The sequence below is a fragment of the Sulfuricurvum sp. RIFCSPLOWO2_12_FULL_43_24 genome (assembly GCF_001829605.1).
Lineage (GTDB): Bacteria > Campylobacterota > Campylobacteria > Campylobacterales > Sulfurimonadaceae > Sulfuricurvum.
Map to the genome: position 1 here is coordinate 52,277 of NZ_MIBT01000034.1, position 23,025 is coordinate 75,301.

Consider the following 23,025-nt stretch of genomic DNA (forward strand, 5'->3'; position numbering starts at 1 on the left):
GCTCATTAAGTCGATAGAGAATCGAATACCCTTGGTACACAAGTTTTCGTATCCCTTTGCCATACTCTTCACATTTGCGTCCCGATTCTGGAAAATGGATTAGAATATCACGAATGTACTCTTTTAATCTCGACATATAAGCGAGAGTCATAGATTCGGATTGAGTTTGAATATAGATGAAATCGGTGATTTTGGTTAATCGATAGGTGGCTTTTTTAGAGAATACGACCGTTTTAATGTTTCGCATACTTTGCCGTAGCCATCTCAAACGCTTCATCAATCCCTATGAATTCATCACGATCGAGTTCTTCAATCGATGTTTTGACTTCACTTTTGATCTTTTGAAAACGCAAAAACTCTACAAACTGGTTCATAAGGCTGTTTTCATCACCATGATACTCGTTTTGGATAAAGCTCTCTAGTTCAGGGTTATTGAGCTGTATTGATAACATCATAACTCCTTTGCATTATTTTAGATTATTGTAGCATAAATCAATACCCGATTCTTCGAAGTGCTAACGAACACATAGCAAGCCCAAATGATCCTGTTACGGCGACGAAACTCCCTTTTTCTTTGATACGGGGGAGTTCTGAGGAGCAGATACAGCTGAAATCGCCTTTAAATTTACGTTTACGAAGCTCATTACGAAGTTTAGAGGCGAAGGGGTCTCCTTCGGTTTTCCAGATGGAACGTACTTCGATTTTGGTCGGATCAAGCCGTTTAGCCGAACCGACGGAGGAGATGAGTTTAGGGTAGCATTTTTGGATGAGTGCGAGTTTAGCGCGCATATCATCAATTGCATCAAGGATCAGATCAAAGGAGCTAAAATCGAACGCCTCAACCCATTCGGGGGTGATCTTATCGCTGATGGCAATCACTTCGGGATAGTGCGTTTTGAGCGCTTCGACTTTCAGTTCCCCCTCGTGGTTTTCCGAGTGCATCTGACGGTTTTGGTTTGTCACATCGTAGCGGTCGAAATCGACGATCGTGATATGGCGTACTCCAGAGCGGTAAAGACAATCAAGACAAAAACTCCCGACACCGCCGACACCGAGTAGAAGGATGTTAGCGTTTTGAAGTTTTGCGTGCGTCTCTTCTCCGAATACTAGCTTCGTGCGGGTATGTCTCATAGCCACTCTCGTAATTGCTGCATCGACTTATAGGCACTCATATCGAGTTTGATCGGGGTAAGAGAGACTTTTCCCGCTTCAATCGCTTCGAAATCACAAAGTGTACTCCGCTTTTCACGCGGTTTATACTCCAAAGGATGAAGCCCGAGCCAGTAGTATTCCATCCCTCTAGGATTACGGTGCAGGTGGGCATCATTGGCGTAGTAGCGATATCCCGCATAGGTGACGGCAAATTCCAATTCTTCGACATCGTGGGGAATATTGACATTTAAAAACTCTCGCTCGTTCAACGGAAAATCCCCTGTCAAAATTTTCTCGGCAAGATGACGGATCGCTTGTTTGGCCAATGCAAAATCACCGACGGGTTGAGTAAAATCCATTACTTGTGATATTGCAATAGCAGGGACATCGTGCAAAACCGCTTCCATCGCCGCCGCCGCAGTTCCAGAGTAGGTGATATCCTCACCCATGTTGGAGCCTTTGTTAATCCCGCTAATGAGTAAATCGGGTTTGGACTCTTCGAAAAGCGAATGCAGCGCAAGGTAGACGCAGTCACTCGGAGTTCCGTCATCGAGTTTATAAAAATCATCCCCGACACTGATAAAGCTGAGCGGTCGCGTAAGTGTCAGCGAATGTCCGCATGCCGATTTCTCCGTTGAGGGGGCAACAACGGTAATCTGACCTAACCCATCCAATGCTTCGATAAGAGCCAAAAGCCCTGCCGATTCGTATCCATCATCATTCGTGATCAAAATTTTTTTCATCTATTTCCTTTTAGATTTTAGCGGAACAAAAATAAAGCAATTACGATCCCCACGCCGTTCATATGCCAACACGTATCCATGCTCTTTTAAAATTGCGTCAACAATGTAAAGGCCCAACCCGAAACTGTCTTTCGTCGGGTGATCTTTGGTAAAAGGTTCGATGTAGTAGCTAAGCGGTTTTTTCAGCGGTTCGCCCAAATTACTAAAGAGAATCTCTCCTCCTTCTACCGTTATCTCCATTCTTTTGTCGGGAGAGTATTTGATTGCGTTGTCGATCAAATTTTTCACCGCAGTGACAAACAAGCGATAATCAACCTCCATTTTGATCGACGTATCAACGTTACAGCTCACCGAATCATAATCAACCATTGCCGAATCGACGGCACCGTCAATGATATCGACCAGACGATACTCTTTTTTCTCATGATACTGATTCCCCGATGTAATCTCTTCAATCAGTGCAAATTCACCGATCAAAGACTCCAGCCGCTCAAAAATACCTTCAAACCTTGCTTGCTGTTTTTCATCGCTGAGCATGGTTGCCACAATCCGCCCCTTGGCAATCGGGGTTTTAAGTTCATGCATGATGTTACGTAAAAAGAGGGTGCGCGATTCGATCAGCGAGCGGATTTTGTTTTGGGTGGTATCGAGTTCATTCGCAATCAACGCAATCTCATCACTCCCGTCGATACGAAATCGTACCCCCATGTCCCCTTCCCCGAAACGGGCAATCTGTTTGCGTAAACGACGCAGCGGACGCAAACGATAAATAATAAGGGCAAATGAAACCATCAAAACAAGCATCAATGTTCCATAGGCTGAGATCAAATTGACCGGATGGTAGGGTTCAATGTCCCGATCCAGAAGAAGGACACTGTGACGAGACGATTCAACCCAAAAATAGATATTACCTCGATACTCGATCATCGAGGTAATCACCTGCTCGGCTAAATGGGTTTCAAATGGAGCGTCTGAAAGGGTATACTCTTCCATCACTTCATCCCCGTTCCCGTCACTTTTGAGAATTTTCCCTTGACGGATGATCGTCTCATATACCCCTTCATCACTGATCTCTTCGAGATCATACAACGCCAAATTAGCCTCAAACATCGGCTCTGAAATTTGCTTAATAATATAGGTGTGATAGATTTGACTGATAAGAGAGTGTTTGGTGAAAATGTTATCGATATGTTTGGTGCGATTGATCTGATAAAGCTGATAAAAGGTGTAGCTGACACTCGATACAGTTACAACGAGTGCAAAGGCTACGGTTGCAAGAACCGCATTATTTTTAATCATTTTAACAGTTTGTAGCCGATGCCACGGATCGATTCAATCAGAGCTTTATCCCCGAGTTTATTTCGAATACGCCCCATCATGACATCAATACTTTTGTTCGAAGAGTCTTCGTTGATCGCTGAAACATTATGAATTAAATCTTCGCGCGACACCACCATCCCCTGTTTTTTAATCATATGGGCGAGAATCCCGTATTCAGCGTTTGTCAGTTCAAGAGGACGCCCTTTGTAGCTGATCTGCATCGCGGATTCGTTGAGTTTAAAATCACATGCAATCTCAGATGCGGCTACGGATGCAGCGTCATATCGGCGTAACACCGAATGGATACGGGCTTCAAGCTCTCGCGGATCGTAGGGTTTTGGGAGATAATCATCGGCTCCGAGTTCGAGGGCATTGATCTTATCGGTCACATCTGAACGGGCTGAGGAGATGATGATAGGGATATTTTGACGTGCACGGATCGCTTCGCATACTTCCAATCCATCCATACCCGGCAGAGTCAAATCGAGGATCACTGCATCAAATTTTTCCAATTTGAGAATGCTGAGCGCTTTAAACGGATCATCTTCCGTCGTGACTTGGAAATCATACTGTTCTAAAAATTCGGTGAGGATCTCGGCAAGCTCGAGATCGTCTTCTATCATTAATATTTTACTCATACTGATATTGTAACAAAGAGTGGTTAATGATTACCTAACTCAACCACAATGTCAAATGATAGGCGACAAATGCCAGCGAATAGGCCACGATACTCGTAAAGAGAAATAAATAGCCGAAATATTTGATTCCTCCCGCCTCACGGGTAAAGACAACCGACGCTGCCAAACAGGGAAGATACGTCATGATAACAATGATAAACGCCACTGCGGATGCAAAAGGCATCTGAGAACTGATCGTAGAGATGAGAGAGTGATCCGCTTCGGTCGCATCGCTTCCGAGTGAATAGAGAACCCCCATCGTTGAAACAACAACCTCTTTGGCCGCAAGCCCCGTCTGTAATGCTACCGCCATTTTCCAATCAAATCCCAAAGGTGCAAATACCGGCTCGATAGCATGACCGATTTGACCCAAAAAGCTCTGCGAAAGCTGCGCTTCAGCAAGCTGATTTTCGAGAGTTTTCACTTCATTTTCCGATACTGCGGCCTCAATTTTCACTCCAAATAAAGCGTTTAGAGAAGCGTCTTTCGGATAGGTACTGAGAAACCATACGAGCAATGATGCAGCGGCAATAAAGGTCCCCGCTTTTTTCAGATACATCATCGTCTTCGTTACGACCGTATGCCAGATCAGTTTTACGGAGGGGAGACGGTATTTTGGCATCTCCATAACGAACGGTTCATCAATCCCTTTGAATGCCGTTACTTTCAAGATTTTTGCCACAACCAACCCGATCATCGCGCCAAGAATATAAATTCCAAAAAGGATATTTCCCGCCATTTCAGGGGCAAAAAAAGCTCCTGTAAAAAGGACATAGACGGGGAGACGTGCGCCGCAGCTCATAAATCCGATGACAAAAAGGGTCAAAAGGCGATCACGGTCATTTTTAAGAATCCGTGCCGACATATACGCCGGAATCGAACATCCGAATCCCGATACAAGAGGGATAAAAGACTGTCCGTGCAGACCAAATTTGTGGAAAAACCCGTCCAGCAAAAAAGCAACCCGTGACATATACCCCGTTGATTCGAGCAGGGCGATCCCGACAAAAAGGATCACGATATTCGGGACGAAAAGGACAACTGCCCCTACCCCCGCGATGACACCGTCTACAATGAGAGAACGAATTTCATTATTCCCGATTGTAGCGCCTACAACCTCTCCGAACCATCCGAAAAAGGCATCGATCCAATCCATCGGAATGGAACCGATTTCAAAAGTGAGCTGAAATAACGACCACATGAAAAAGAGAAAAATCGGAATACCGAATATCGGATGAATCAATACCGAATCAATCTTCTCCGTTGTTGTTTTCTTCAACGGTGTTTTTGGTTTAACTTTTACCGCTTCAGCGATGATACCACGGTTAAACGAGAAATATTCTTCCGCCAATGCCTCTTTCATATCATCCGTATCGTGGTGAAGCAATACGTGACGGTCTGCTTCGATCAGCATCGGCTGCAATTCTGTCCAAATCGGATTGTCATGCAATACACGATAGGTTTTTTTCTCTTTTTGCAAAAGGTTGATTGCAATATTACGGTTGGAGATTGACGCTTTGAACTTATGTTTATCAAGGTAATCGGCGATCATATCGATCTCTTCTTCGACGGCTTCGCTAAAGATCAGTTTTTGCTCTTGATATGAGGCCTCATGGGTTTTTATTACCGCTTTCATAAGCGCTTCCAAACCTGTTTTAGCCGCCGCAGAAACCCGAATACACGGAATCCCCAATAGCTGTGAGAGGTAGGGTGCGTTGATATCGATCCCCTCTTTATCCGCTTCATCGGACATATTCAGAGCTATCACCATTTTTTTGCTCATCGTCATAAGTTCGGCGGTAAGTTGAAGATTTTTTTCCATATTGGTCGAATCAAGGACATTGATGATTAGATCGTACGACTCATTACATAGATAATCGTGAGTTACTCTCTCTTCAATCGAATAATCGGTAAAGGCATACGTTCCGGGGAGGTCAACGACGCTGAATTCATACCCGCCGTGTTCAAATGTGACTACGGTTTTCTCAACCGTTACCCCGGTAAAGTTTCCGACATGCAGCCTCGCATTGCCGATCGAGTTAATCAACATACTTTTGCCGACGTTAGGCTGCCCGACAAGAGCTACGGTAATTTTTTTAACGGACATCGGACACCTCGATCAACTCGGCTTCTTCGCGGCGCAATGCAATATTGACATTCCCGATTTTAATCTCAAACGTGCTTTTAGTCATCCCGCATTCAAGCATTTTTACCTCGGCACCTTTCATCAGACCAAATGAGATGAGGCGCTGTTTGAGAGCTCCGGTAGCATTGATTTTTATCACCTTGCATGACCCGCCTCGAACGCATGCACTTAAAAGAGTCATTGAGTTGTTATCCATTGTATTACCAATTTTTTGCGACATTATAACATGTTTATTGACAATCATTCTCAAATATTAAACAATAATGCTTATCACTATTGACATTTACCTTTGATTTACTCTATACTTCGACAAATACAATTGATATAGATTATCAATATATTTACATCAGGAGTACCCTATGAATCAAAAACTGTTTCTATCTTGCTTATGTGCAAGTGTTCTTCTCTCTCCGCTCTTTGCTGATGAAAATCTGCTGGGATTTACGAAATCCTCTGAACCGCTCCCTACAGGTGCTATCGATTTTGTTCAACATTTTGAACATCATGGTGATAAAGGATCGGGAAGCTATAAAGCCCTCTATTCCAAAACAGAGCTTGAATACGGTGTAACCGATAAATTTACCATTGCAGGCTATATTTTAGGTCAGTCGGTCAAAACTGAGGGAATTATCGTCGATGGCTATATCCCCGGTGATCATTCCGGCGGTTTTGAGTTTTCAGGATTTGAGGTGTCAGGAAAATATAATTATCTCAGTGCTGCGGGAGATGATTTTGGACTCTCTAATTATTTTTCCTATCGCCACCTCTCAAAAGATCCCCATTCGGGTCAAGACAAAACTGTCGATACCTTTGAGCTTAAACTGTTAGCTCAAAAATATTTTCTCGACGGACAACTCATTTGGCTTGGAAATCTTGGGTTAGAAACTACACGCGCGCAACGAAAAGCACTCCCTACCAGTCAATGGAATCATCTTAATTCCAAAGGATTCTATGAAACTGAGACTGAAGCAACCGCTAACAGCGGAGCAGTGTATGATTGGCCAACCCATCCTGAAATGGAAATCGGGATTATGGCTTCCACCGGAATTTCGTATCGCTTTATGGACAATTGGTTTATCGGAGCTGAATATGTCTATGAAAACGAGAGCGAAACCGAAGTGGGTATCGAACGTTACAGCCATTATGCCGGTCCCTCATTACACTATGGCTCACAAAAATGGTGGATGACACTTTCCTATTTACGCGAACTCAACGGTGGGGGAGAGGCATATGATGAACAAGATGATGCCAATTTACATCTCATTGAGCGTACTAAAGACAAGTATTATTTTAAAGTCGGATTTAATTTCTAGGAGGAGATCATGAATACCAATACGTGGCTATTAACCCCTGCACTCATATTGAGTGCAGTACCGGCAATCTATGCCAAAGATTTTAGTTTTCAATATCCGACCTATTCGGAATCGCAAAAATCATTTTTTCCGCAAGCCACTACCTTTGTCCCCTCTGATATTGTTTTGCTTGATAGTGAAATCGATCAAGTGGAACAAATGAGCAAAGTGCGTGTACGTGATCCCAAACAAAAAATTTGGAAAGTGGAACAAAACGGTCATCAAATCGGCTGGTTTATCCTTGACAAAGTAATCGGAAAGCATGAACTTATTACGTATTCAATAGCACTTGATATGAGTAACAAGGTCAAAGGAATTGAGGTACTTGATTTCAAAGAGAGTTATGGTGAACAAATTCGTGAAATCCAATGGCGTGCCCAATTCATTGGCAAAACACACAAAGACTCACTCAAACTAAACGGTGATATTCGTAATATCAGCAGTGCAACCCTCTCATGTAAAAATGTCACCAACGGTGTCCGCCGCGTACTCGCCACGATGGAAGTTAAATTCAAATGAAACAACGTTCTCGCCCCCTTTTGGGGACGTTTGTCGAAATATCTGTTCCAATGAACAGCGCTCCGGAGTGCCTAGATAAAGCATTCGAGGGCATTGCTTTTATCGAATCAGTCTTGAGCTTTTTTAACCATGAATCAGACGTTTCTCGCATCAATGCACTCTCCCCCAATACCCCTTTAACTATTCATCCTCATACCTATAGGGTTCTCTCTTTTGCACAAGAACTCTCTCGTCATAGCAACGGTATTTTTGACGTCACAGTTGGTAATACCCTCGCACAAAAAGGTTTTTTACCACAAAAAGATTATCTGATGTATGATGGAAAGTGGAGCGATATCGTCCTAGGGGAAGATTCATCTATTCTGCTGACCAAACGAGTATGTATCGATTTAGGTGGAATTGCGAAAGGATATGCCGTCGATTGCGCCATCCAAGTACTACGTGAATACGGTATCACGTATGGCAGTGTCAACGCGGGGGGAGATTTACGTGTTTTTGGAAGCACTCCTGAGTCTCTTATCGTCCGACATCCCATTACACCCACTCAAACGATCTATTTAGGTGAGTTATTACACAATAATGCCGCCGCTACCTCTGCCGGATATTATTCCCGAACCAATGAGTCGTTACCTATCGTTCACCCCCATCGCTCTCAATGTATCAATAGCTATGAGAGTGTCACTATCTTGGCACCTACATGCATGATTGCCGACTCACTCACCAAGGTATTTTTAATTGACCCGCACAATTCACATCCATTACTCTCTCATTACAATGCGCGAGTCTTCCTCCTGCGTTATGATGAAGAACAAAAAATCCTCAACGTCTTTGATTCCAAAGTCTCCTAATGCTCTTTAGAAGTTATAGCTGAGACGAACAAGAAAACGCTCATATCCGCCATCATAGGTGAGGTCGAACTCATCCACAGCCGTATTCTTATTTTTATCATCAATCATTGCATAGCTTACTTCGGCATTTAACCCTTTGCTCACTTCATAGGTGGCGATGAGATCGATCTCTTTGACTTTCATATCTGCCGGAGCACTTTTGAAATTTCCATACAGTGCGCTCAACATCAATCCCTCAATTCCGGCATTTGCCATATCGAATTTTGCACTGAACTGATACGCTTTGACGTCCTCAAATCCGTCAATCGTCATCTCTTCCATTGAGGTGAGGTATGGTCCGCCGCCGAAGCCGTTGCCTATAAAGTTACCTTCATAATTTGATACTTTGTTATACGCTGCACCCACACTCACCATTCCGACATTAACACTTGCTCCGATACCGTACACATTGCCGTCCAAACCACTATTATTTTCTTCGGAAAAATTTGCAAATTGTCCGACTAATTCGACCCCCAGAGTCTCATTCATAGGGATAGCATAGATCGCATCGGTATAGAAAGCCTTTGAAAGTTTATTCCGATGATAGAACCACCCTTGTAGGGTAAGATTCTCAATGCTTTCGTTCAAAATACCGATAACGGATGCACCGTCACTTTGATGATTGGATCCAAATTTTTGAAACTCGCTGATACTGTCATTATGCCCTTGCGGAGCATCGTATCCTGCCCAACGTATCATGTATCCGCCGACCAAAGTTGTCCCCTCGATTCCCCTGTAAGTTGCCATCGCTGCTTCAAAGCTATTGGGGTGCATACGGATATCATCGGAATCGGCTAACGGCGTATCGATCAATTGACGTCCGACACGGAGGTTTAGATCATTCGTGCTGTAATCGATATATGCTTCACCTACATATGCAAATGATTTCCCTTCAGTATCAAAAAAATCCGGATTGAGTCTAGCATCATTACCGGTTGCAAAATGGAGCTTTTGAGACACATATGCGGCGACACCGAGCTTAATCTCATACCATGCCGCCGTTTCATATTTCAATATACCTCCGATAGAAGTTCCGTAGGTATCGGTATCCACCGCATTATCCTGATTTACATACGCAGCACGAATCTGTCCGCTTCCCTTTCCCTCACCAAACGCTTCGTCGATACTCGCACTATTTAGTACAGCAACTGCTACTAAACTCATCATAACAGTTTTCTTCATTTGTATCCTACATATTTGTACCAAATGAATTTACATTCACTTTTAACAGAAGTATAACTTTTCGATATAAAAAAAATATTATATTTTTACATTCTTATAAAATATCAGGACCAAACTGATTTTTAGCCACAACCAGGTAATGATAACATGTTTTATTATCATCTATACCTTTTTCGATTTCGTTATAATGTCAAAAAAGTACAGTAATATGAAAACGGAGCATTAATGCAATTTCTATGGCGTTCTACCAGTCACTTCAATTTAGCCAATCTCGTTACGATGGCCAATATTACCTGCGGGTTATTAGCAACCTATTTCATTACACAAGATCAGTTTATGATTGCCGTCATTTTGGCATGGATGGGGGGCGCATTTGACATCATTGACGGGAAAATTGCCCGTAAATTCGGTCTATCGAACGAATTCGGAATTCAGCTCGACTCTTTTGCCGATTTCCTCAGCTTCGTTCTCGTACCCACCTTCTTTATCTTCCAAGGGGTCTATACTCACCTCTCAGGCATTCCTCTCATTATTACCTCAATCGCTTCGATCTACTATGTTATCAGCGGTCTTCGCCGTCTTATCCAGTTTAATATTAACGCCGATGCGGGAGAGGTAGCCAAACATTTTACAGGAGTTCCAACACCGCTGGGGGCGATTTTGCTGTGGCTAGTATGGCTTGGGTCAGGGTTTATCGGATGGATGGGGGTGCTTGCCCTCATGATCATTATTGGGGCGTTGCTTAATTCAAAAGTGAAGATTCCGCATCTATAAGAGAGCAAAAATAGTATGAACATTATCTATCTTTTGGTCTTTATGTCATTCGCAGCGATTGCAGATCAATGTATAAGTTATAAAAATACAGAAATCAAAGGAACACTTTATCGCCAAACATTTCCTGGCGCTCCAAATTATGAGAGTGTTGTGTCTGGAGATATGGCGGAAACATCTTTTCTATTAAAGCTACCTCTACCAAAATGTGTTTCAGATGGCAAAGGAGGAGGAGAACTCCAAGAAAACTTTGACTCGGTAACTGATGTTCAGTTGGTACTTACTGGTCAATCTACCTACAACAGCCTACGTCCTTTTATCGGAAAATCAATTACGTGTAAGGGCAACTTATTTTCTGCTATCACAGGTCATCACCATACAAAAGTTCTTCTTTCTGAGGCTTTCTGCCATTAGAAATATAATTCATTTTCAATTCAATAATAAAAGTTTTTCTTTCAATATTGGTAATTCTTGAATCGTCAAATCCCATACGATCCTAGGATCAACCCCAAAATATTCATGGACGATAAAATTACGAAAATCTTTTACCATCCGCCATTCATAATCAGGAAAGCGTTCTTCTAAAAGATCGATAATCGCACTAATCGCTTCTCCTATAACGATATATTCCCGAAGCGTTGCACTGTATGTTTTTCGATCATTGATAAACGTATCAAAATCAATCCCCTCCACATAACTTTCAACCGCTCGAACAGATTCTAATATATCATCGACATAAAGACGGTGATCTCGCTTAGACATAGATAATCTCTTTCTGGACAAACTCTTTTGCGATAGGCTTAAGGGTGCTTTCGATTCCCAAATCGATTTTAGGGTATAGATTGGTTTCGAGATACTGTTTCAATCCAAAAAAACTTCTAAATTTATTAGGGGCATCAATCTCTACGGCAATATCGACATCACTCTCTTCATTCGCATCACCACGTGCATAACTGCCGAATAAACCAATCTGAGTTACACCGAAATTTTGTTTTAGTGACTCTTTGTGATCGGACAAAAAAGAAAGGATATGAAGTTTTGATGTCATCTCTATGGTTCCCCATTTTTATCTATTATTCGTAAATAGTGAGAATATTATAACTCAACTTTCATCACTCTCATCTTCTTCATTATCCACTACCGAGGACGGAAGCATCTTCTTCGGTTTCAATCCCAGTTTCCGCATCGACTCGACGCGACGGATCAGATTCCCTTTTCCGGTTGAAAGTTTGTTCATCGCACCCTCATAGCTTTTTTGAGTACGTCCGATCTGCTCACCGATCTTCTCCATATCCTCCACAAACGCTACCAGTTTTTCATAGAGAGCTTCGGCGGATTCGGCAATCGCTTTGGCATTACGCTCTTGGTATTCGCTTCGCCAAATGTGCTCGATGGTGCGCAATGTCACGAGAAGGGTCGATGGAGAAACAACAACGATGTTTTGTTCATACGCCGTTTTAAAGAAGGTGTTATCCTGCTCAAGTGCCAGAAGGAATGCCCCCTCGATCGGCATAAAGAGGAGGACAAAATCGAGGGTGCGTACCCCGCTGAGTTGTTCATAGCGTTTGGAGCTTAATCCTTTGATATGAGCATGGATCGAGAGAAGGTGCTGTTTCAGTGCATGAGCGCGATCTTCGTCGTTTTCGGCACGGATAAAGGCATCATACGCGACGAGGGAGACTTTTGAATCGATGATGATATCTTTGTTCTGCGGGAGATGGACGATCACATCGGGACGAAATTTTTTCCCCTCTTCATCGCTGAGGGTGCTTTGGATATCGTACTCATGCCCCTCACGTAAACCTGATTCTTCTAAAATCCGCTCCAACACGATCTCGCCCCAGTTCCCCTGCGTTTTATTCTCTCCCTTGAGTGCTTGGGTGAGATTGATCGCATCTTGGCTGAGCCGTTCATTGAGGGTTTTCAGACGGAGTATTTCGTCTTTGATACTTTGACGCTCTTTTGCATCGTGAATAAACTGCTCTTTGCTCTGCGTTGCAAACTGGGTAATCTGCTCACGGAACGGTTTGAGGAGGAGATCAAGTCCTTTGGTATGGGCTTCATCAAAGGTTTTCGCTTTTTGTTCAAAAATCTGTGTGGCAAGATGTTCGAACTGAGCTTTCATTTGCAGTTTTGCTTCATCGAGGAGGCGAAGCTTCTCTTCAAATGAGCGTGAGGACTCTTCGTGGCGGGTATGGAGCACCGCGTAATCGCGTTCTAATGCGTGGTACTCTCTCTGGCTATTCTCTAACTCTGCTTGGAGTTTGCCTTTGAGGCTCTGTTCTTGTGCATACAGTTCTTGGATCTGTAATGCACGCGCTTCGAGGAGTGCGTAGTGTTGACGGGATTGATTCCACATCCACATGAGTGTTCCGGCAGCACTAAAGCCTATAAGTGTAGTTATTTCATATATCATAAGAGTGATTATAACCCATCACTCCTAAGAGGTAAAAAAAATGGCAAATTGCCCTATTTTTTCTCACCCAGAGCTGTACCTAAATATCCTAACGATCCGACTGCCCCAGCGAGACTTTGCTGCCAATCTGCGGGCATAAAGACGACTTTTGAGTTTGCTGATTCACTCAAATTTTTCACACTGTCAATATAACGCTGTGCCAACAGATAGTGTGGAGAAGCCTCTCCCGCTGCAAATCCCTGTGCCACAACAACCATCGATTTGCGATCCCCTTCGGCCAGTTCTACTTTTGCCTGAGCTTCAAGTTTCGCTGCTTCGAGTCTCCCTTCTGCTTGTAAAATAACGGATTGTTTTAACCCCTCTGCTTGAGCGATAGCAGCTCGTTTCTGACCGTCCGCGATCAAAATAGCCGCTTCACGTTCACGATCTGCCGCCGCTTGACGCTCCATCGCCTCTTGGAGATTTTGACTCGGGCGAATATCCTGAACTTCCAAATTACCCAATGTCAAACCCCATCCGCTGAGCGAATCGCGGATCTTGCCCGCAACTTCGGCTTTGATCACATCACGTTGGGAGAGCGATTCATTGAGCGTCATCCCTCCGATCACCGCACGCAGCGTCGTTGTGGTCATATTGGCAACGGCACTCTCAAAATTGCTGATCGAATACGACGCTTTACCCGGATCGGTAACACGGTAAAAGACGACCGCACTGATAATAACAACGGCATTGTCTTTGGTGATCACCTCTTGTTCGCGCGTTTGCTGGATCAGCTCTTTGGTGACGATTTTATACGCGACAATATCCACAATCGGAATCAGCAAATGCAACCCCGGTAAAAGGGTGGTATGATATTTGCCCAACCGCTCGACGACCCACTCTTCCCCTTGGGGAACGATACGTACCATTTGCGACAGTGTATACACCACCGCGACCATTAATACTAACGGAAAAAGAAGCGTTGCATCCATACTATGAATCCTTTGATTTAAATTTTTTCGACAATGAGCGTATTACCGTTCAATTTTACAATCCGAATCTCGGCGTTGGGTTCAATCGTGCCCTCAGCACTCACTGCAGGCCAATGACGCCCTCCGATCACCGGTTCATACAGTTCTACTTCCCCCTCTTGGTGCGGTGAAATGATACTCAAGGCCACACCCTTGATCCCGACAAACTCATTATGGGTTCCTACCGCATCCTGAGTATCATCCCCCATACCCCGCTTTTTAAACACTACCGCTCCGATAATCATAAATACCGAAGCGATAATCAACTGCCAAAAGAGCGATTCCGGGAGAAAAAACGACACTGCCGCTGCCGCTAAAAAACCTACTCCCGCAAACAGCGCAAAGAAGGTAGGGATTGTCATCTCAACCACAAATGCCAAAACACCTAAAATCAGCCAAAGATAATACGACATCCTCTACCCCTGCACTTTGATAGCGGCATAGCGTTTTTCCAGTGCCGTTAACTCTTCAAACTTAGGACCGTTCATCAATTTTAGAAAAATACCAAAACTAATAAGCACCAAAGGGGTTTCCAATTGTCCGCTTGAAAGATACAAAATTATCCCTCCGATAGTGATAGCTTCACATAAACTCCATAATATAAAGAGTGTGGAAAGATAATTAGAAAAAAAAGACGGTTGATCTGGGTTCTTTGCATCTTTCGATTTTTTAAATATGTTATCTGATGACAACAACTTTTGACGCATGTATCGAACAATCCCCACTGCAATCAAAGCGTACGCAAATATCCCATAAGTTACTGTCGTCAATGTCGAAGCATCGTTAATAGCAGGGGGAATTGGCGCATACAAATGGATAAAGACAATAACAACTCCATACGTAAAACTACCCATCATCATCATAAAATGAATCATCCGAAAAGCTCGAAGTTTTTCTCGAATCAGCGAATTTATATCTTCCATACATTCCCTTTATTTATAAATCGGAACATAGCATACAACTTCAATACTTACGCTATAATAAACTAAAAAAAACGAACTTTACATGAAAATATCATCCAATACCCTCTGCCCCTGTCACAGCGGTAAAAAATACAAACAATGCTGCCAACCTTACCACAAAGGGATACTCCCCTCTAATGCAGAAAAATTGATGCGTTCACGCTACAGTGCCTTTGGACTGGGTTTAGCCGAATACATCATGGCAACGACCCATCCTGATAATATAGACTTTAGTGATGATAAAGTGAACTGGAAACAAAGCATTATGCACTTTTCGGAAAACACCCGCTTTTTAGGCTTAAAAATTACAAAGTTTCTTGATGGAGAGGGTGAAGCATTTGTAACATTTGAAGCGATGTTGGATAGCGGCATTTTAAAAGAGAAAAGCCGCTTTTTAAAAATAGAGGGGAAATGGCTCTATGAGAGCGGAAAATTTGAAGACTAATCAGCGCGCTATGGCATCAGATCATTTAAACGGGTCCCCATTGATCACCAATCGAAATCCGATGTCATTGGAGACAAAATCGGGGCGGGAATAACCTCGGAACGAACTTCGAAGACACAAATAACCCGTTTTGTAGCTTCCCCCGCGACGTACTTTGAACGATTCACTCTCAGCCCCGCCGATACGGGGGCTTCCATCCCTCGGAGCACCGTTATAGTTGGCGAAAAAATCGTCCTCGCACCACTCCCATACATTCCCCAGCAGCCCATAAATCCCTAATCGATTCGGTGTTTTACACTCTACCGTAGCGGTTCGCCCGTTGGAACTGTATTCATAGATAGCGTGATCATCAAGCATCGCTTCGGAATCACCGAAGGTAAAACGGGTATTGCCTCCCGCTTTTACGACGTATTCCCACTGAGCTTCGGTTGGCAAAGCATAAAAACGGGTTTTTCCCTCGTAACGGTTCAGCAGCTCTACGTATGCCTTTGCATCAAACCAGCTCACCTGTTCCACCGGATGACGGCGGGAGCTCTCCTCTTCAACTTTATCATTTTTAAAAAATGCAGGATTAACGCGGGTGAGTTTAAAATATTGTTCTTGAGTTACCGGGTATTTCGCAATCCAAAATCCGCTCAGCTTGACGGGATGCTCAGGAGATTCGACATCTCCCCCCTCGTTATACTGCGGATTACGACCCATCGTAAACTCTCCGCCGTCGATGTAGAGAAACTCCATCCCGATCGAATTCGTAAAATCTCTGGGAGTCTCTACGGCTTTGACCACGACAGTTTCTTCAGTTTTCTTTTTTAAAAAATCGAGCAAAATGAACCTTTTCAAATATGTTTATTACACTTCTGAAAATCAGTGTAGCAAAAAGCGTTCACATCTTGATCCGATGCTTACTATTTTGACCCTTTTGAGATAAAATCTTCTGCATGAAACTCTTTTTTTCTATACTCTTGCTACTCTCTTCATTGTCTGCAAAAGATATTGATCTCTACGCAACGCCAGGAATGATATCGCACCATTTCGGCAGTACTGAAAATGGAGGAAAATATAATGAAAATCATCATGCTTTCGGGGCAGAACTCCTATACGATCAGCACTACACCTTGGCCTATCTTCATTTTACCAACTCCCGTAACAAAACAACCGATATTACAGCAATCGGCTATCGATACGATCTGATAGATTCCTTTGGTATCTACGGAGTCATCGGATATCAACACGGTTACTGCTTCGATGGGCTCAAATCGGTCGAATGTACTGAAGGAAAAGACAATACCGGTATTGCTTTTATGCCGATGCTGTATTATCGCCATAAATATTTTATTCTCGACTTTATGACACAAGGGAGCATGATCGCTCTCAAACTCAATCTTAAACTTTATCCGTACTAAATATTCCCTTTCTTGACAACCTGCTTCGCTATAGTTTATAATGTCGGAACAAAACAATGACCTGTCAATGACATCTCACCTAAAACTCGCCGATTAAATCCACACACTTTAAGGCATTCCACGCATGAGCGATACCGCAAAAACTCCTCGAAATAACTCGAAAAACCGTACCCACATACCGGTTGACGGCTTTACCATTGAAGCCCTACGTACTAAAAAACTCGAAGATCTCCTCGAGATTGCCGCGTCATTGAACATCGAAGACCCCAACGAACTCAAACGCCAAGATTTGATTTTTGAAATTCTTAAAACCCAAGTTCAACAGGGTGGATTCATTCTCTTCACCGGTATTTTGGAGATTATGCAAGACGGCTACGGCTTCTTGCGTGCGGTAGACCAAAGCTTCAGCGACTCGATGCACGATGCTTATGTTTCCAGCACTCAAATCCGCCGTTTTGCTCTTCGTAACGGGGATATCGTTACCGGGCAGGTTCGTGCACCGAAAGACCAAGAGCGCTACTATGCCCTCCTCAAAGTCGAAGCGATCAACTACCTCCCTCCCGAAGAGTCTAAAAAACGTCCACTCTTTGAAAACCTTACACCTCTTTATGCATTAGAGCAAATTAAACTCGAATATCAGCCGACCAAACTTACCGGTCGTATGATGGACCTTTTTGCCCCTATCGGTAAAGGACAGCGCGGACTCATCGTTGCACCTCCACGTTCCGGTAAAACAGAGCTCATGAAAGAGATCGCACATGGGGTGACGAACAATCATCCTGAAATCGAGCTCATGGTTCTCCTCGTCGATGAACGTCCCGAAGAAGTTACCGACATGGAGCGCTCCGTCAAAGGGGAAGTCTACAGCTCAACGTTCGACGAACCGGCAAAAAATCACGTCAAAGTAGCCGAAATGGTGATCGAGCGTGCAAAAAGACGCGTTGAGCTTGGCAAAGACGTGGTTATCCTCCTTGACTCGATCACCCGTCTTGCCCGTGCGTACAATACCGTTACTCCGAGTTCAGGAAAAGTTCTCTCGGGAGGGGTGGATGCTAATGCACTCCATAAACCGAAACGATTCTTCGGTGCGGCGCGTAACATCGAAAACGGCGGAAGTTTGACCATTATTGCAACTGCCCTCGTCGAAACGGGAAGCCGTATGGATGAAGTCATTTTCGAAGAGTTCAAAGGGACCGGTAACTCCGAGATCGTCCTCAGCCGTAAAATCTCCGATCGCCGTATCTTCCCGGCTATCGATATTCTCAAATCGGGAACCCGTAAAGAAGAACTCCTCCTCGGGCCGGATGTGCTGCAAAAAGTATTCGTACTTCGTTCGATGCTGCATAAACAAGAGGACGAAGTCGAAGCACTCCGCTTCCTCTACAACACCATGCTCAAAAGTAAATCGAATATCGAGTTTCTTGATAGTATGAACGAGTCAAGCAAATAAGATGAGAGTCGGCGTCTTTGATAGCGGTGTCGGAGGATTAAGCGTCGTCAAATCGTTGTTGGAGCATAAACTCTTTGAAGAGATTATCTACTTCGGCGATACTGCCCGCGTCCCCTACGGCGTCAAAGATCAAAACACTATCATCCGCTACTCTCTCGAAGCCCTCGAATTTTTCAAAAACTTTGAAATCGATCTGTTGATCACTGCATGTAATACCGTCAGTGCTTATGCCCTTGATGAGATGAGAGAGCACAGTGACTGTGACGTAATCGGAGTGGTCGATCCGGGAGTGTTGGCACTCAAAAACGCCATCCCCTCAACCGATGCCAATATTCTGATTCTCGGCACCAAAGCGACCGTCAAATCGGGAGCCTATGAAAAAGGTCTTCGTAAGCTCGGATACCAAAATCTCAGCGCTATTGCGACTTCGTTACTGGTTCCTATCGTCGAAGAAGGACTCTATGAGGGGGAAGTACTCCAAAGCGCATTGCATCATTATTTCGGTTTATTAGACAAAAGACCCGATGCGGTTATCCTTGGATGCACCCATTTTCCACTTGTTGCTACTGCGATTAACAACTATTTCGAAGGGAAAAGCACCCTTATCCACTCGGGTGAAGCGATCGTCGAATATTTAGAGAGCCATTACGATTTTACGAAACGATTTGAGGAAACCAGCCTCAAATTTTTTGCCTCCGAAAATCCCGAAGGGCTTCGCCGCGTTGCCAAAGAGTGGCTGTCACTGTAATCTAAAATTTATCGTAACCACGGTAAACTCACTTACTCAAAAGCAAAGAGGTCTCAATTGGGCACATCCGAAGTACTTGCACTCAAATACCGTCCTCGACGTTTCGAAGAGCTCATCGGGCAAGAGAGTATTTCCCAAACCCTCTCTCTGGCCCTCGATTCGGGGCGGCTCTCTCACGCCTATCTGTTCTCAGGTTTACGCGGATCGGGTAAAACTTCTACCGCACGGATTTTTGCTAAATCACTCATTTGTGAGAACGGCCCGACTTCGGCTCCGTGTGACGTGTGCAGCCACTGTGTGATGGCAAACGAGGGTCGTCATATCGACATCATCGAGATGGACGCCGCTTCCAGCCGTAAAATCGATGATATCCGCGATCTGATCGAACATACCAAATACCGTCCTGCCAGCGCCAAGGTCAAGATTTTTATCATTGATGAAGTGCACATGCTCACCAAAGAGGCGCACAATGCCCTCCTCAAAACCCTCGAAGAGCCGCCGGAATACGTCAAATTCATTTTGGCAACCACCGATCCGCTCAAACTTCCGCCGACCATTTTGAGCCGTACACAGCATTTTCGGTTCAAACGGATCAGCCACCCGAACATCGTCCACCATCTCAGCCACATCCTCCATTTGGAGAATATCGAGTACCAAGCCGAAGCCCTCGATATTTTGGCGCGCAGCGGTTCAGGAAGCCTACGCGATACCCTTACCCTCATGGATCAGGCAATCATCTACTCCAAAGGGTTTGTGGATGTCAAAACCATTGCCGATATGCTGGGGCTTCTCGATCCCGATTATATCAGCCGTCTTTTTGATGCCATTTTCGCCAAAGACCGCACGACATTGATACAAATGCTCCAAGAACTCGAAGCGTATGAGTCAGAAATGGTGATCGATGAACTGATCGCTTACCTCAAAGAGCGTTTGTATGAGGGGGATCACCGTTTCAGCCCCCTCGTGATCGAACGTTTTTTCCGAATCCTCAGCGATGCAAAAACCCTTTTCGCGATCAACGCAGACGGCGGATTTGTCGTGAGCCTTGTCCTCTTTAAAATGATCGAAGCCCTCAAGATCAAAGAGATCGATGAGATGATTGAATCTCTCGAATCGCGCGTATCCCACGCACCTGCAAAAGCTTCGGTTGCCGTAAGTGTGAGTGAAGCACCGACCATCCACGTCACCCCGACACCGCCTGCGGTAAAATCCCCTTACGAGCAACTGTGTGAGCGGATCAGTGACCGAAGTGCCGAGCTTGGAATCTGTTTTAAGAACAATGTTACATTCCTATCCTTCGACAATGATACCCTTACATGGGAAAGCTGTGCAGAGGGTGAGGATAAAGAACTTCTCAAAAACAGTTTTGGAATCATCCGCCAATTTGTAAGAGAGATCTACGGTATCGATACACAGATCAAATCTCAGGGGTGTACTAAAACTTCGGAAGAACTCGCCCCTCCACCACCTCCTGAAGCTGAGACACCTATTAGCGTTGATACCCAGAGTGAAGAGAATTTCCCCGAGCCCGCTTCGATGGTTGAAGATGCCGAAATAGGGGTTGGAAGCTGTGTCAGTCAATGCGATGAGAGCAGTGTCAAAGAGTTTGACGGCAGTGATGTACTCAAAGAGCCAATGATCCAAAAAGCGGCAGAACTCTTCGAAGCGACGAAAATCACCGTCCAATCTAAAGTTTAACATTTTTCCTTGCTATTAAGTTTTTTTTCAGCTACAATACTCTCTATAGAAAGATGATTTAGAGTTTCATCTTTGGTTTGCTTTTTATTGAAGACCTTTTAGTTAACAGTACGATCTACCATAAGAATACTCCACTTTATATTTTCGACCACCTCGGCAACGAAGTGTATAACAACAAAAAGGGTCTATTATGGCAGAAGTACTAAACGGAACAGTTAAATGGTTCAACAGCGAAAAAGGTTTTGGATTTATCCAACAAGATAACGGCGGGAAAGATGTATTCGTACATTTCCGTCAAATCAACAGCACTGGTTATGGCCGTGTTTCTCTTGACGAAGGTCAAAAAGTGACTTACACTGTAGGTCAAGGTGAAAAAGGTCCACAAGCAGAAAACGTTACTGCACTGTAACTTCTTCCTCCGGGCAGATTTTTCTGCCCACTATTAACTGATATCATTAATCCAAACAAAGCCCATCTACTAAATCATTTTACTAAGACACTGATAGGTGTTTTTCCGAGCCGATTTAAAAGGAACACCCATGGAAAGCAAAGAAGCCGTTTTAGAAGCATTAAAAGAAGGTAAAAAGCTTACCAGCAACGTCACAGGATTGCAGTACACCCTTATCGGCGGACAACTGCACGCACGTAACGGCGAAAAGACCGACTGGCACGAAAGTGAACTCAGTTTCGACAATCCTCCATCATGGTTAAACCTTCGCGCGTAAGCGGAGGTTCTTTTTTTTAACTCCCCTAAAACAATTCTACGATACCCTTACGTAATCAACCATTACGAGGCACTTATGTTCTTACACAAACACATCGACACCATCGAAGCAACTCCCCAAAAAGCGGGCAAAGGGGTAAGTATGAAAATGCTCCTCTCACCCGATGAATCCCCCACATTTGCCATGCGTAACTTTACCATCGCCGCAGGAGGTCATATGCCTCTGCATACCAACAGTGTTGAACATGAACAGTACGTCCTAAGCGGTCGCGCACGTGTAGTGATCGGAGATAAAACGATTGAAGCGGGAGCGGGAGATGTGTTGCTGATCCCTGCTGGGGTAGCGCACAGTTATGAGACCCTCGGAGATGACACGTATAGTTTTTTGTGTCTCGTACCTAAGGGTGTAGACATTATCGAAGTATTGGCGTGCTAAAGAGGATGCGGGATTAGTTATTGGTCCCGCGAATTACACGCTTAACATCATCCACACCATCACTGACACCATCGCTAAATTCTTTAGCCGTGCACCCGCTCAACATTAAAATGGTGATGATTGAAAGCATTGTAAAACGAATCATTGATTCTCCTGAAATTGTAAATAGATACGGAATTATAACGCTTTTACGGTTCACATACCGTTTATATAAATTATGCCAAAGCGAGAGAAATCAAAAATCTGTTATAATCTTCCCATGAAGTTAAACAACATACTAAAAGATCAAATCATCTACCAACTCACTCCGCTCAATCCCATGCAAATAGTCCTATTTGGAAGCTATGCGTATGGTGAACCGACCGAAAACAGTGATATTGATTTGTATGTTGTTACCGACGATGAGTTTATCCCTCAAAATTGGGGCGAAAAAAACCAAATTTATCTCAAAGTTGCGAAAGCGTTAGAGAGTATTGTGCGTGCACATCCCACCGATTTGATCGTTCATACCAAAGCAATGCACCGAGAATTTATCGCCCTCAATAGCTCTTTTTCGAGAGAGATCACGACCAAAGGTATCAAGCTCTATGAATCGGCTTAGCCAAGCATGGCTCCAAGCTGCTTCTGATGATCTCGACGTTATCGAACAAATCCTTTCGCAACCTCATCTAACCCATCTCGTCGCATTCCATTCTCAGCAAGCCATCGAAAAAACTTTTAAAGCACTTATGGAAGAAAACGGTGAGAATATCCCTAAGATCCATTCGCTCAATAAACTCTTCGATCTCAACAAATCAGAATTGGTATGCGACGATACCGATCTCTTTCATACTCTCGATGAACTCTATATCGAATCCCGCTATCCCGGAGATTTTGGATTGATGCCTAACGGTAAACCAACCGTCGAAGAGGCAAAAGAGTTTTACGAATTTGCTAAAACAATCTACCTACAAACAAAACAAAAAATCGGACAATGAGAGACGA

32 protein-coding genes are annotated in these 23,025 nt (G+C 44.0%); 15 read left to right on the forward strand and 17 right to left on the reverse strand.

The genetic code is table 11. The annotated features are described in order from the left end of the window. The 8 genes from A3G19_RS03515 to A3G19_RS03550 all read right to left on the reverse strand — a co-directional run. Positions 1-247: type II toxin-antitoxin system RelE/ParE family toxin (locus A3G19_RS03515; RefSeq protein ID WP_294870585.1), on the reverse strand; the 247-nt coding region annotated here is incomplete at its 3' end. Continuing rightward, positions 234-452 (reverse strand): hypothetical protein, encoded by a 219-nt coding sequence (locus A3G19_RS03520; RefSeq protein ID WP_015652998.1) that lies wholly within the window; start codon positions 450-452, stop codon positions 234-236. The genes A3G19_RS03520 and A3G19_RS03515, both read right to left, overlap by 14 nt. A gap of 40 nt (positions 453-492) precedes the next feature. Next, complete coding sequence (locus A3G19_RS03525; protein ID WP_294870587.1) at positions 493-1,131, reverse strand: tRNA threonylcarbamoyladenosine dehydratase; 639 nt, start codon at positions 1,129-1,131, stop codon at positions 493-495. Then, positions 1,128-1,895 (reverse strand): 5'/3'-nucleotidase SurE, encoded by a 768-nt coding sequence (gene surE, locus A3G19_RS03530; protein WP_294870589.1) that lies wholly within the window; start codon positions 1,893-1,895, stop codon positions 1,128-1,130. Before surE ends, A3G19_RS03525 begins: the two co-directional genes overlap by 4 nt. Then, positions 1,896-3,194 carry an ArsS family sensor histidine kinase gene (locus tag A3G19_RS03535; RefSeq protein WP_015652995.1) on the reverse strand — a complete coding sequence of 433 codons (1,299 nt, stop codon included), beginning with the start codon at positions 3,192-3,194 and terminating at the stop codon, positions 1,896-1,898. It lies immediately after the preceding gene. Further along, positions 3,191-3,853 carry a response regulator transcription factor gene (locus tag A3G19_RS03540; RefSeq protein WP_015652994.1) on the reverse strand — a complete coding sequence of 221 codons (663 nt, stop codon included), beginning with the start codon at positions 3,851-3,853 and terminating at the stop codon, positions 3,191-3,193. The genes A3G19_RS03535 and A3G19_RS03540 overlap by 4 nt, the downstream gene beginning before the upstream one ends. A gap of 34 nt (positions 3,854-3,887) precedes the next feature. Continuing rightward, positions 3,888-5,999, reverse strand: a complete 2,112-nt coding sequence (gene feoB / locus A3G19_RS03545; protein WP_015652993.1) for a ferrous iron transport protein B — start codon at positions 5,997-5,999, stop codon at positions 3,888-3,890. Then, complete coding sequence (locus A3G19_RS03550; protein WP_291750924.1) at positions 5,989-6,258, reverse strand: FeoA family protein; 270 nt, start codon at positions 6,256-6,258, stop codon at positions 5,989-5,991. The genes feoB and A3G19_RS03550 overlap by 11 nt, the downstream gene beginning before the upstream one ends. Before the next feature lie 139 nt (positions 6,259-6,397). Here A3G19_RS03550 and A3G19_RS03555 point away from each other — a divergent pair, with 139 nt between their 5' ends. Genes A3G19_RS03555 through A3G19_RS03565 form a run of 3 tightly spaced genes read left to right on the forward strand, consistent with a single transcriptional unit; the run spans position 6,398 to position 8,757 of the window. Continuing rightward, positions 6,398-7,351 carry a DUF6662 family protein gene (locus A3G19_RS03555; protein WP_015652991.1) on the forward strand — a complete coding sequence of 318 codons (954 nt, stop codon included), beginning with the start codon at positions 6,398-6,400 and terminating at the stop codon, positions 7,349-7,351. A gap of 9 nt (positions 7,352-7,360) precedes the next feature. Beyond that, positions 7,361-7,909 (forward strand): FMN-binding protein, encoded by a 549-nt coding sequence (locus A3G19_RS03560; RefSeq protein WP_015652990.1) that lies wholly within the window; start codon positions 7,361-7,363, stop codon positions 7,907-7,909. After that, on the forward strand, positions 7,906-8,757 hold the full coding sequence (locus A3G19_RS03565; RefSeq protein WP_294870592.1) for an FAD:protein FMN transferase: 852 nt from the start codon (positions 7,906-7,908) through the stop codon (positions 8,755-8,757). Before A3G19_RS03560 ends, A3G19_RS03565 begins: the two co-directional genes overlap by 4 nt. Before the next feature lie 6 nt (positions 8,758-8,763). Here the strand turns inward: A3G19_RS03565 and A3G19_RS03570 are convergent, their stop codons facing one another. Next, entirely contained in the window at positions 8,764-9,978 is a 1,215-nt protein-coding gene (locus A3G19_RS03570; protein ID WP_294870594.1) for an OprD family outer membrane porin, read from the reverse strand. A gap of 225 nt (positions 9,979-10,203) precedes the next feature. Between A3G19_RS03570 and A3G19_RS03575 the strand changes: the two genes are divergently transcribed. After that, positions 10,204-10,752, forward strand: a complete 549-nt coding sequence (locus tag A3G19_RS03575; protein ID WP_294870596.1) for a CDP-alcohol phosphatidyltransferase family protein — start codon at positions 10,204-10,206, stop codon at positions 10,750-10,752. 15 nt (positions 10,753-10,767) lie between these two features. Continuing rightward, on the forward strand, positions 10,768-11,163 hold the full coding sequence (locus A3G19_RS03580; protein WP_294870598.1) for a DUF4431 domain-containing protein: 396 nt from the start codon (positions 10,768-10,770) through the stop codon (positions 11,161-11,163). A gap of 15 nt (positions 11,164-11,178) precedes the next feature. On the opposite strand, the gene A3G19_RS03585 is transcribed toward A3G19_RS03580, so the two are convergent. The 6 genes from A3G19_RS03585 to A3G19_RS03610 are packed head-to-tail and all read right to left on the reverse strand — an operon-like array spanning position 11,179 to position 15,098. Next, positions 11,179-11,511, reverse strand: a complete 333-nt coding sequence (locus A3G19_RS03585; RefSeq protein ID WP_294870600.1) for a DUF86 domain-containing protein — start codon at positions 11,509-11,511, stop codon at positions 11,179-11,181. Further along, entirely contained in the window at positions 11,504-11,797 is a 294-nt protein-coding gene (locus A3G19_RS03590; RefSeq protein ID WP_294870602.1) for a nucleotidyltransferase family protein, read from the reverse strand. The genes A3G19_RS03585 and A3G19_RS03590 overlap by 8 nt, the downstream gene beginning before the upstream one ends. A gap of 54 nt (positions 11,798-11,851) precedes the next feature. Next, positions 11,852-13,165: a DNA recombination protein RmuC gene (rmuC, locus tag A3G19_RS03595; RefSeq protein ID WP_294870604.1), complete on the reverse strand. Its 1,314-nt coding sequence runs from the start codon at positions 13,163-13,165 to the stop codon at positions 11,852-11,854. Positions 13,166-13,218: 53 nt separating this feature from the next. Continuing rightward, a complete protein-coding gene (locus tag A3G19_RS03600) occupies positions 13,219-14,136 on the reverse strand; it encodes an SPFH domain-containing protein (protein WP_015652985.1) in 918 nt (305 codons plus the stop codon). 17 nt (positions 14,137-14,153) lie between these two features. Then, positions 14,154-14,588 (reverse strand): NfeD family protein, encoded by a 435-nt coding sequence (locus tag A3G19_RS03605; RefSeq protein ID WP_015652984.1) that lies wholly within the window; start codon positions 14,586-14,588, stop codon positions 14,154-14,156. A gap of 3 nt (positions 14,589-14,591) precedes the next feature. Further along, positions 14,592-15,098: a hypothetical protein gene (locus A3G19_RS03610; RefSeq protein WP_294870606.1), complete on the reverse strand. Its 507-nt coding sequence runs from the start codon at positions 15,096-15,098 to the stop codon at positions 14,592-14,594. 82 nt (positions 15,099-15,180) lie between these two features. On the opposite strand from A3G19_RS03610, the gene A3G19_RS03615 reads away from it, so the two are divergent. Continuing rightward, positions 15,181-15,582 (forward strand): YchJ family metal-binding protein, encoded by a 402-nt coding sequence (locus A3G19_RS03615; RefSeq protein ID WP_294870608.1) that lies wholly within the window; start codon positions 15,181-15,183, stop codon positions 15,580-15,582. A 21-nt stretch (positions 15,583-15,603) separates the two neighbouring features. Here A3G19_RS03615 and A3G19_RS03620 read toward each other — a convergent pair whose 3' ends face one another. After that, positions 15,604-16,407 carry a formylglycine-generating enzyme family protein gene (locus A3G19_RS03620; protein ID WP_015652981.1) on the reverse strand — a complete coding sequence of 268 codons (804 nt, stop codon included), beginning with the start codon at positions 16,405-16,407 and terminating at the stop codon, positions 15,604-15,606. A 113-nt stretch (positions 16,408-16,520) separates the two neighbouring features. On the opposite strand from A3G19_RS03620, the gene A3G19_RS03625 reads away from it, so the two are divergent. The 7 genes from A3G19_RS03625 (at position 16,521) to A3G19_RS03655 (ending at position 22,041) form a co-directional block, all read left to right on the forward strand. Further along, positions 16,521-16,985: a hypothetical protein gene (locus tag A3G19_RS03625; RefSeq protein WP_015652980.1), complete on the forward strand. Its 465-nt coding sequence runs from the start codon at positions 16,521-16,523 to the stop codon at positions 16,983-16,985. Between the two features lie 124 nt (positions 16,986-17,109). Then, positions 17,110-18,435 (forward strand): transcription termination factor Rho, encoded by a 1,326-nt coding sequence (rho, locus tag A3G19_RS03630; RefSeq protein ID WP_015652979.1) that lies wholly within the window; start codon positions 17,110-17,112, stop codon positions 18,433-18,435. Between the two features lies 1 nt (position 18,436). Next, the gene (murI, locus tag A3G19_RS03635; protein WP_294870610.1) at positions 18,437-19,183 is read left to right on the forward strand and encodes a glutamate racemase; all 747 of its coding nucleotides are present in this window, start codon (positions 18,437-18,439) and stop codon (positions 19,181-19,183) included. 57 nt (positions 19,184-19,240) lie between these two features. After that, positions 19,241-20,881, forward strand: a complete 1,641-nt coding sequence (locus A3G19_RS03640) for a DNA polymerase III subunit gamma/tau (protein ID WP_015652977.1) — start codon at positions 19,241-19,243, stop codon at positions 20,879-20,881. Between the two features lie 190 nt (positions 20,882-21,071). Then, positions 21,072-21,290: a cold-shock protein gene (locus A3G19_RS03645; RefSeq protein WP_015652976.1), complete on the forward strand. Its 219-nt coding sequence runs from the start codon at positions 21,072-21,074 to the stop codon at positions 21,288-21,290. Positions 21,291-21,420: 130 nt separating this feature from the next. Further along, positions 21,421-21,606: a hypothetical protein gene (locus tag A3G19_RS03650; protein WP_015652975.1), complete on the forward strand. Its 186-nt coding sequence runs from the start codon at positions 21,421-21,423 to the stop codon at positions 21,604-21,606. Between the two features lie 75 nt (positions 21,607-21,681). Next, positions 21,682-22,041 (forward strand): cupin domain-containing protein, encoded by a 360-nt coding sequence (locus A3G19_RS03655; protein WP_015652974.1) that lies wholly within the window; start codon positions 21,682-21,684, stop codon positions 22,039-22,041. A 13-nt stretch (positions 22,042-22,054) separates the two neighbouring features. Here A3G19_RS03655 and A3G19_RS03660 read toward each other — a convergent pair whose 3' ends face one another. Continuing rightward, positions 22,055-22,186, reverse strand: coding sequence for a hypothetical protein (locus A3G19_RS03660; protein ID WP_291750923.1), 132 nt, complete (start codon positions 22,184-22,186; stop codon positions 22,055-22,057). Positions 22,187-22,300: 114 nt separating this feature from the next. Here A3G19_RS03660 and A3G19_RS03665 point away from each other — a divergent pair, with 114 nt between their 5' ends. Together A3G19_RS03665 and A3G19_RS03670 are read left to right on the forward strand one after the other, a co-directional pair. Continuing rightward, positions 22,301-22,642 carry a nucleotidyltransferase domain-containing protein gene (locus A3G19_RS03665; RefSeq protein WP_041192380.1) on the forward strand — a complete coding sequence of 114 codons (342 nt, stop codon included), beginning with the start codon at positions 22,301-22,303 and terminating at the stop codon, positions 22,640-22,642. Beyond that, positions 22,629-23,018, forward strand: a complete 390-nt coding sequence (locus A3G19_RS03670) for a HEPN domain-containing protein (protein ID WP_015652972.1) — start codon at positions 22,629-22,631, stop codon at positions 23,016-23,018. The genes A3G19_RS03665 and A3G19_RS03670 overlap by 14 nt, the downstream gene beginning before the upstream one ends. Positions 23,019-23,025: the final 7 nt, after the last annotated feature.

Excerpts from the sequence above, each read along its gene's own strand:
- A3G19_RS03600 (WP_015652985.1), bottom strand. The coding sequence starts at position 14,136 with ATGGATGCAACGCTTCTTTTTCCGTTAGTATTAATGGTCGCGGTGGTG.
- A3G19_RS03575 (WP_294870596.1), top strand. The coding sequence starts at position 10,204 with ATGCAATTTCTATGGCGTTCTACCAGTCACTTCAATTTAGCCAATCTC.
- A3G19_RS03660 (WP_291750923.1), bottom strand. The coding sequence starts at position 22,186 with ATGATTCGTTTTACAATGCTTTCAATCATCACCATTTTAATGTTGAGC.
- A3G19_RS03665 (WP_041192380.1), top strand. The coding sequence starts at position 22,301 with ATGAAGTTAAACAACATACTAAAAGATCAAATCATCTACCAACTCACT.
- A3G19_RS03615 (WP_294870608.1), top strand. The coding sequence starts at position 15,181 with ATGAAAATATCATCCAATACCCTCTGCCCCTGTCACAGCGGTAAAAAA.
- A3G19_RS03590 (WP_294870602.1), bottom strand. The coding sequence starts at position 11,797 with ATGACATCAAAACTTCATATCCTTTCTTTTTTGTCCGATCACAAAGAG.
- A3G19_RS03520 (WP_015652998.1), bottom strand. The coding sequence starts at position 452 with ATGTTATCAATACAGCTCAATAACCCTGAACTAGAGAGCTTTATCCAA.
- A3G19_RS03550 (WP_291750924.1), bottom strand. The coding sequence starts at position 6,258 with ATGTCGCAAAAAATTGGTAATACAATGGATAACAACTCAATGACTCTT.
- A3G19_RS03650 (WP_015652975.1), top strand. The coding sequence starts at position 21,421 with ATGGAAAGCAAAGAAGCCGTTTTAGAAGCATTAAAAGAAGGTAAAAAG.
- A3G19_RS03670 (WP_015652972.1), top strand. The coding sequence starts at position 22,629 with ATGAATCGGCTTAGCCAAGCATGGCTCCAAGCTGCTTCTGATGATCTC.
- A3G19_RS03655 (WP_015652974.1), top strand. The coding sequence starts at position 21,682 with ATGTTCTTACACAAACACATCGACACCATCGAAGCAACTCCCCAAAAA.
- rmuC (WP_294870604.1), bottom strand. The coding sequence starts at position 13,165 with ATGATATATGAAATAACTACACTTATAGGCTTTAGTGCTGCCGGAACA.
- A3G19_RS03525 (WP_294870587.1), bottom strand. The coding sequence starts at position 1,131 with ATGAGACATACCCGCACGAAGCTAGTATTCGGAGAAGAGACGCACGCA.
- A3G19_RS03555 (WP_015652991.1), top strand. The coding sequence starts at position 6,398 with ATGAATCAAAAACTGTTTCTATCTTGCTTATGTGCAAGTGTTCTTCTC.
- A3G19_RS03645 (WP_015652976.1), top strand. The coding sequence starts at position 21,072 with ATGGCAGAAGTACTAAACGGAACAGTTAAATGGTTCAACAGCGAAAAA.
- A3G19_RS03560 (WP_015652990.1), top strand. The coding sequence starts at position 7,361 with ATGAATACCAATACGTGGCTATTAACCCCTGCACTCATATTGAGTGCA.
- A3G19_RS03580 (WP_294870598.1), top strand. The coding sequence starts at position 10,768 with ATGAACATTATCTATCTTTTGGTCTTTATGTCATTCGCAGCGATTGCA.
- A3G19_RS03570 (WP_294870594.1), bottom strand. The coding sequence starts at position 9,978 with ATGAAGAAAACTGTTATGATGAGTTTAGTAGCAGTTGCTGTACTAAAT.
- surE (WP_294870589.1), bottom strand. The coding sequence starts at position 1,895 with ATGAAAAAAATTTTGATCACGAATGATGATGGATACGAATCGGCAGGG.
- A3G19_RS03610 (WP_294870606.1), bottom strand. The coding sequence starts at position 15,098 with ATGGAAGATATAAATTCGCTGATTCGAGAAAAACTTCGAGCTTTTCGG.
- A3G19_RS03605 (WP_015652984.1), bottom strand. The coding sequence starts at position 14,588 with ATGTCGTATTATCTTTGGCTGATTTTAGGTGTTTTGGCATTTGTGGTT.
- feoB (WP_015652993.1), bottom strand. The coding sequence starts at position 5,999 with ATGTCCGTTAAAAAAATTACCGTAGCTCTTGTCGGGCAGCCTAACGTC.
- A3G19_RS03585 (WP_294870600.1), bottom strand. The coding sequence starts at position 11,511 with ATGTCTAAGCGAGATCACCGTCTTTATGTCGATGATATATTAGAATCT.
- murI (WP_294870610.1), top strand. The coding sequence starts at position 18,437 with ATGAGAGTCGGCGTCTTTGATAGCGGTGTCGGAGGATTAAGCGTCGTC.
- A3G19_RS03535 (WP_015652995.1), bottom strand. The coding sequence starts at position 3,194 with ATGATTAAAAATAATGCGGTTCTTGCAACCGTAGCCTTTGCACTCGTT.
- rho (WP_015652979.1), top strand. The coding sequence starts at position 17,110 with ATGAGCGATACCGCAAAAACTCCTCGAAATAACTCGAAAAACCGTACC.
- A3G19_RS03625 (WP_015652980.1), top strand. The coding sequence starts at position 16,521 with ATGAAACTCTTTTTTTCTATACTCTTGCTACTCTCTTCATTGTCTGCA.
- A3G19_RS03565 (WP_294870592.1), top strand. The coding sequence starts at position 7,906 with ATGAAACAACGTTCTCGCCCCCTTTTGGGGACGTTTGTCGAAATATCT.
- A3G19_RS03540 (WP_015652994.1), bottom strand. The coding sequence starts at position 3,853 with ATGAGTAAAATATTAATGATAGAAGACGATCTCGAGCTTGCCGAGATC.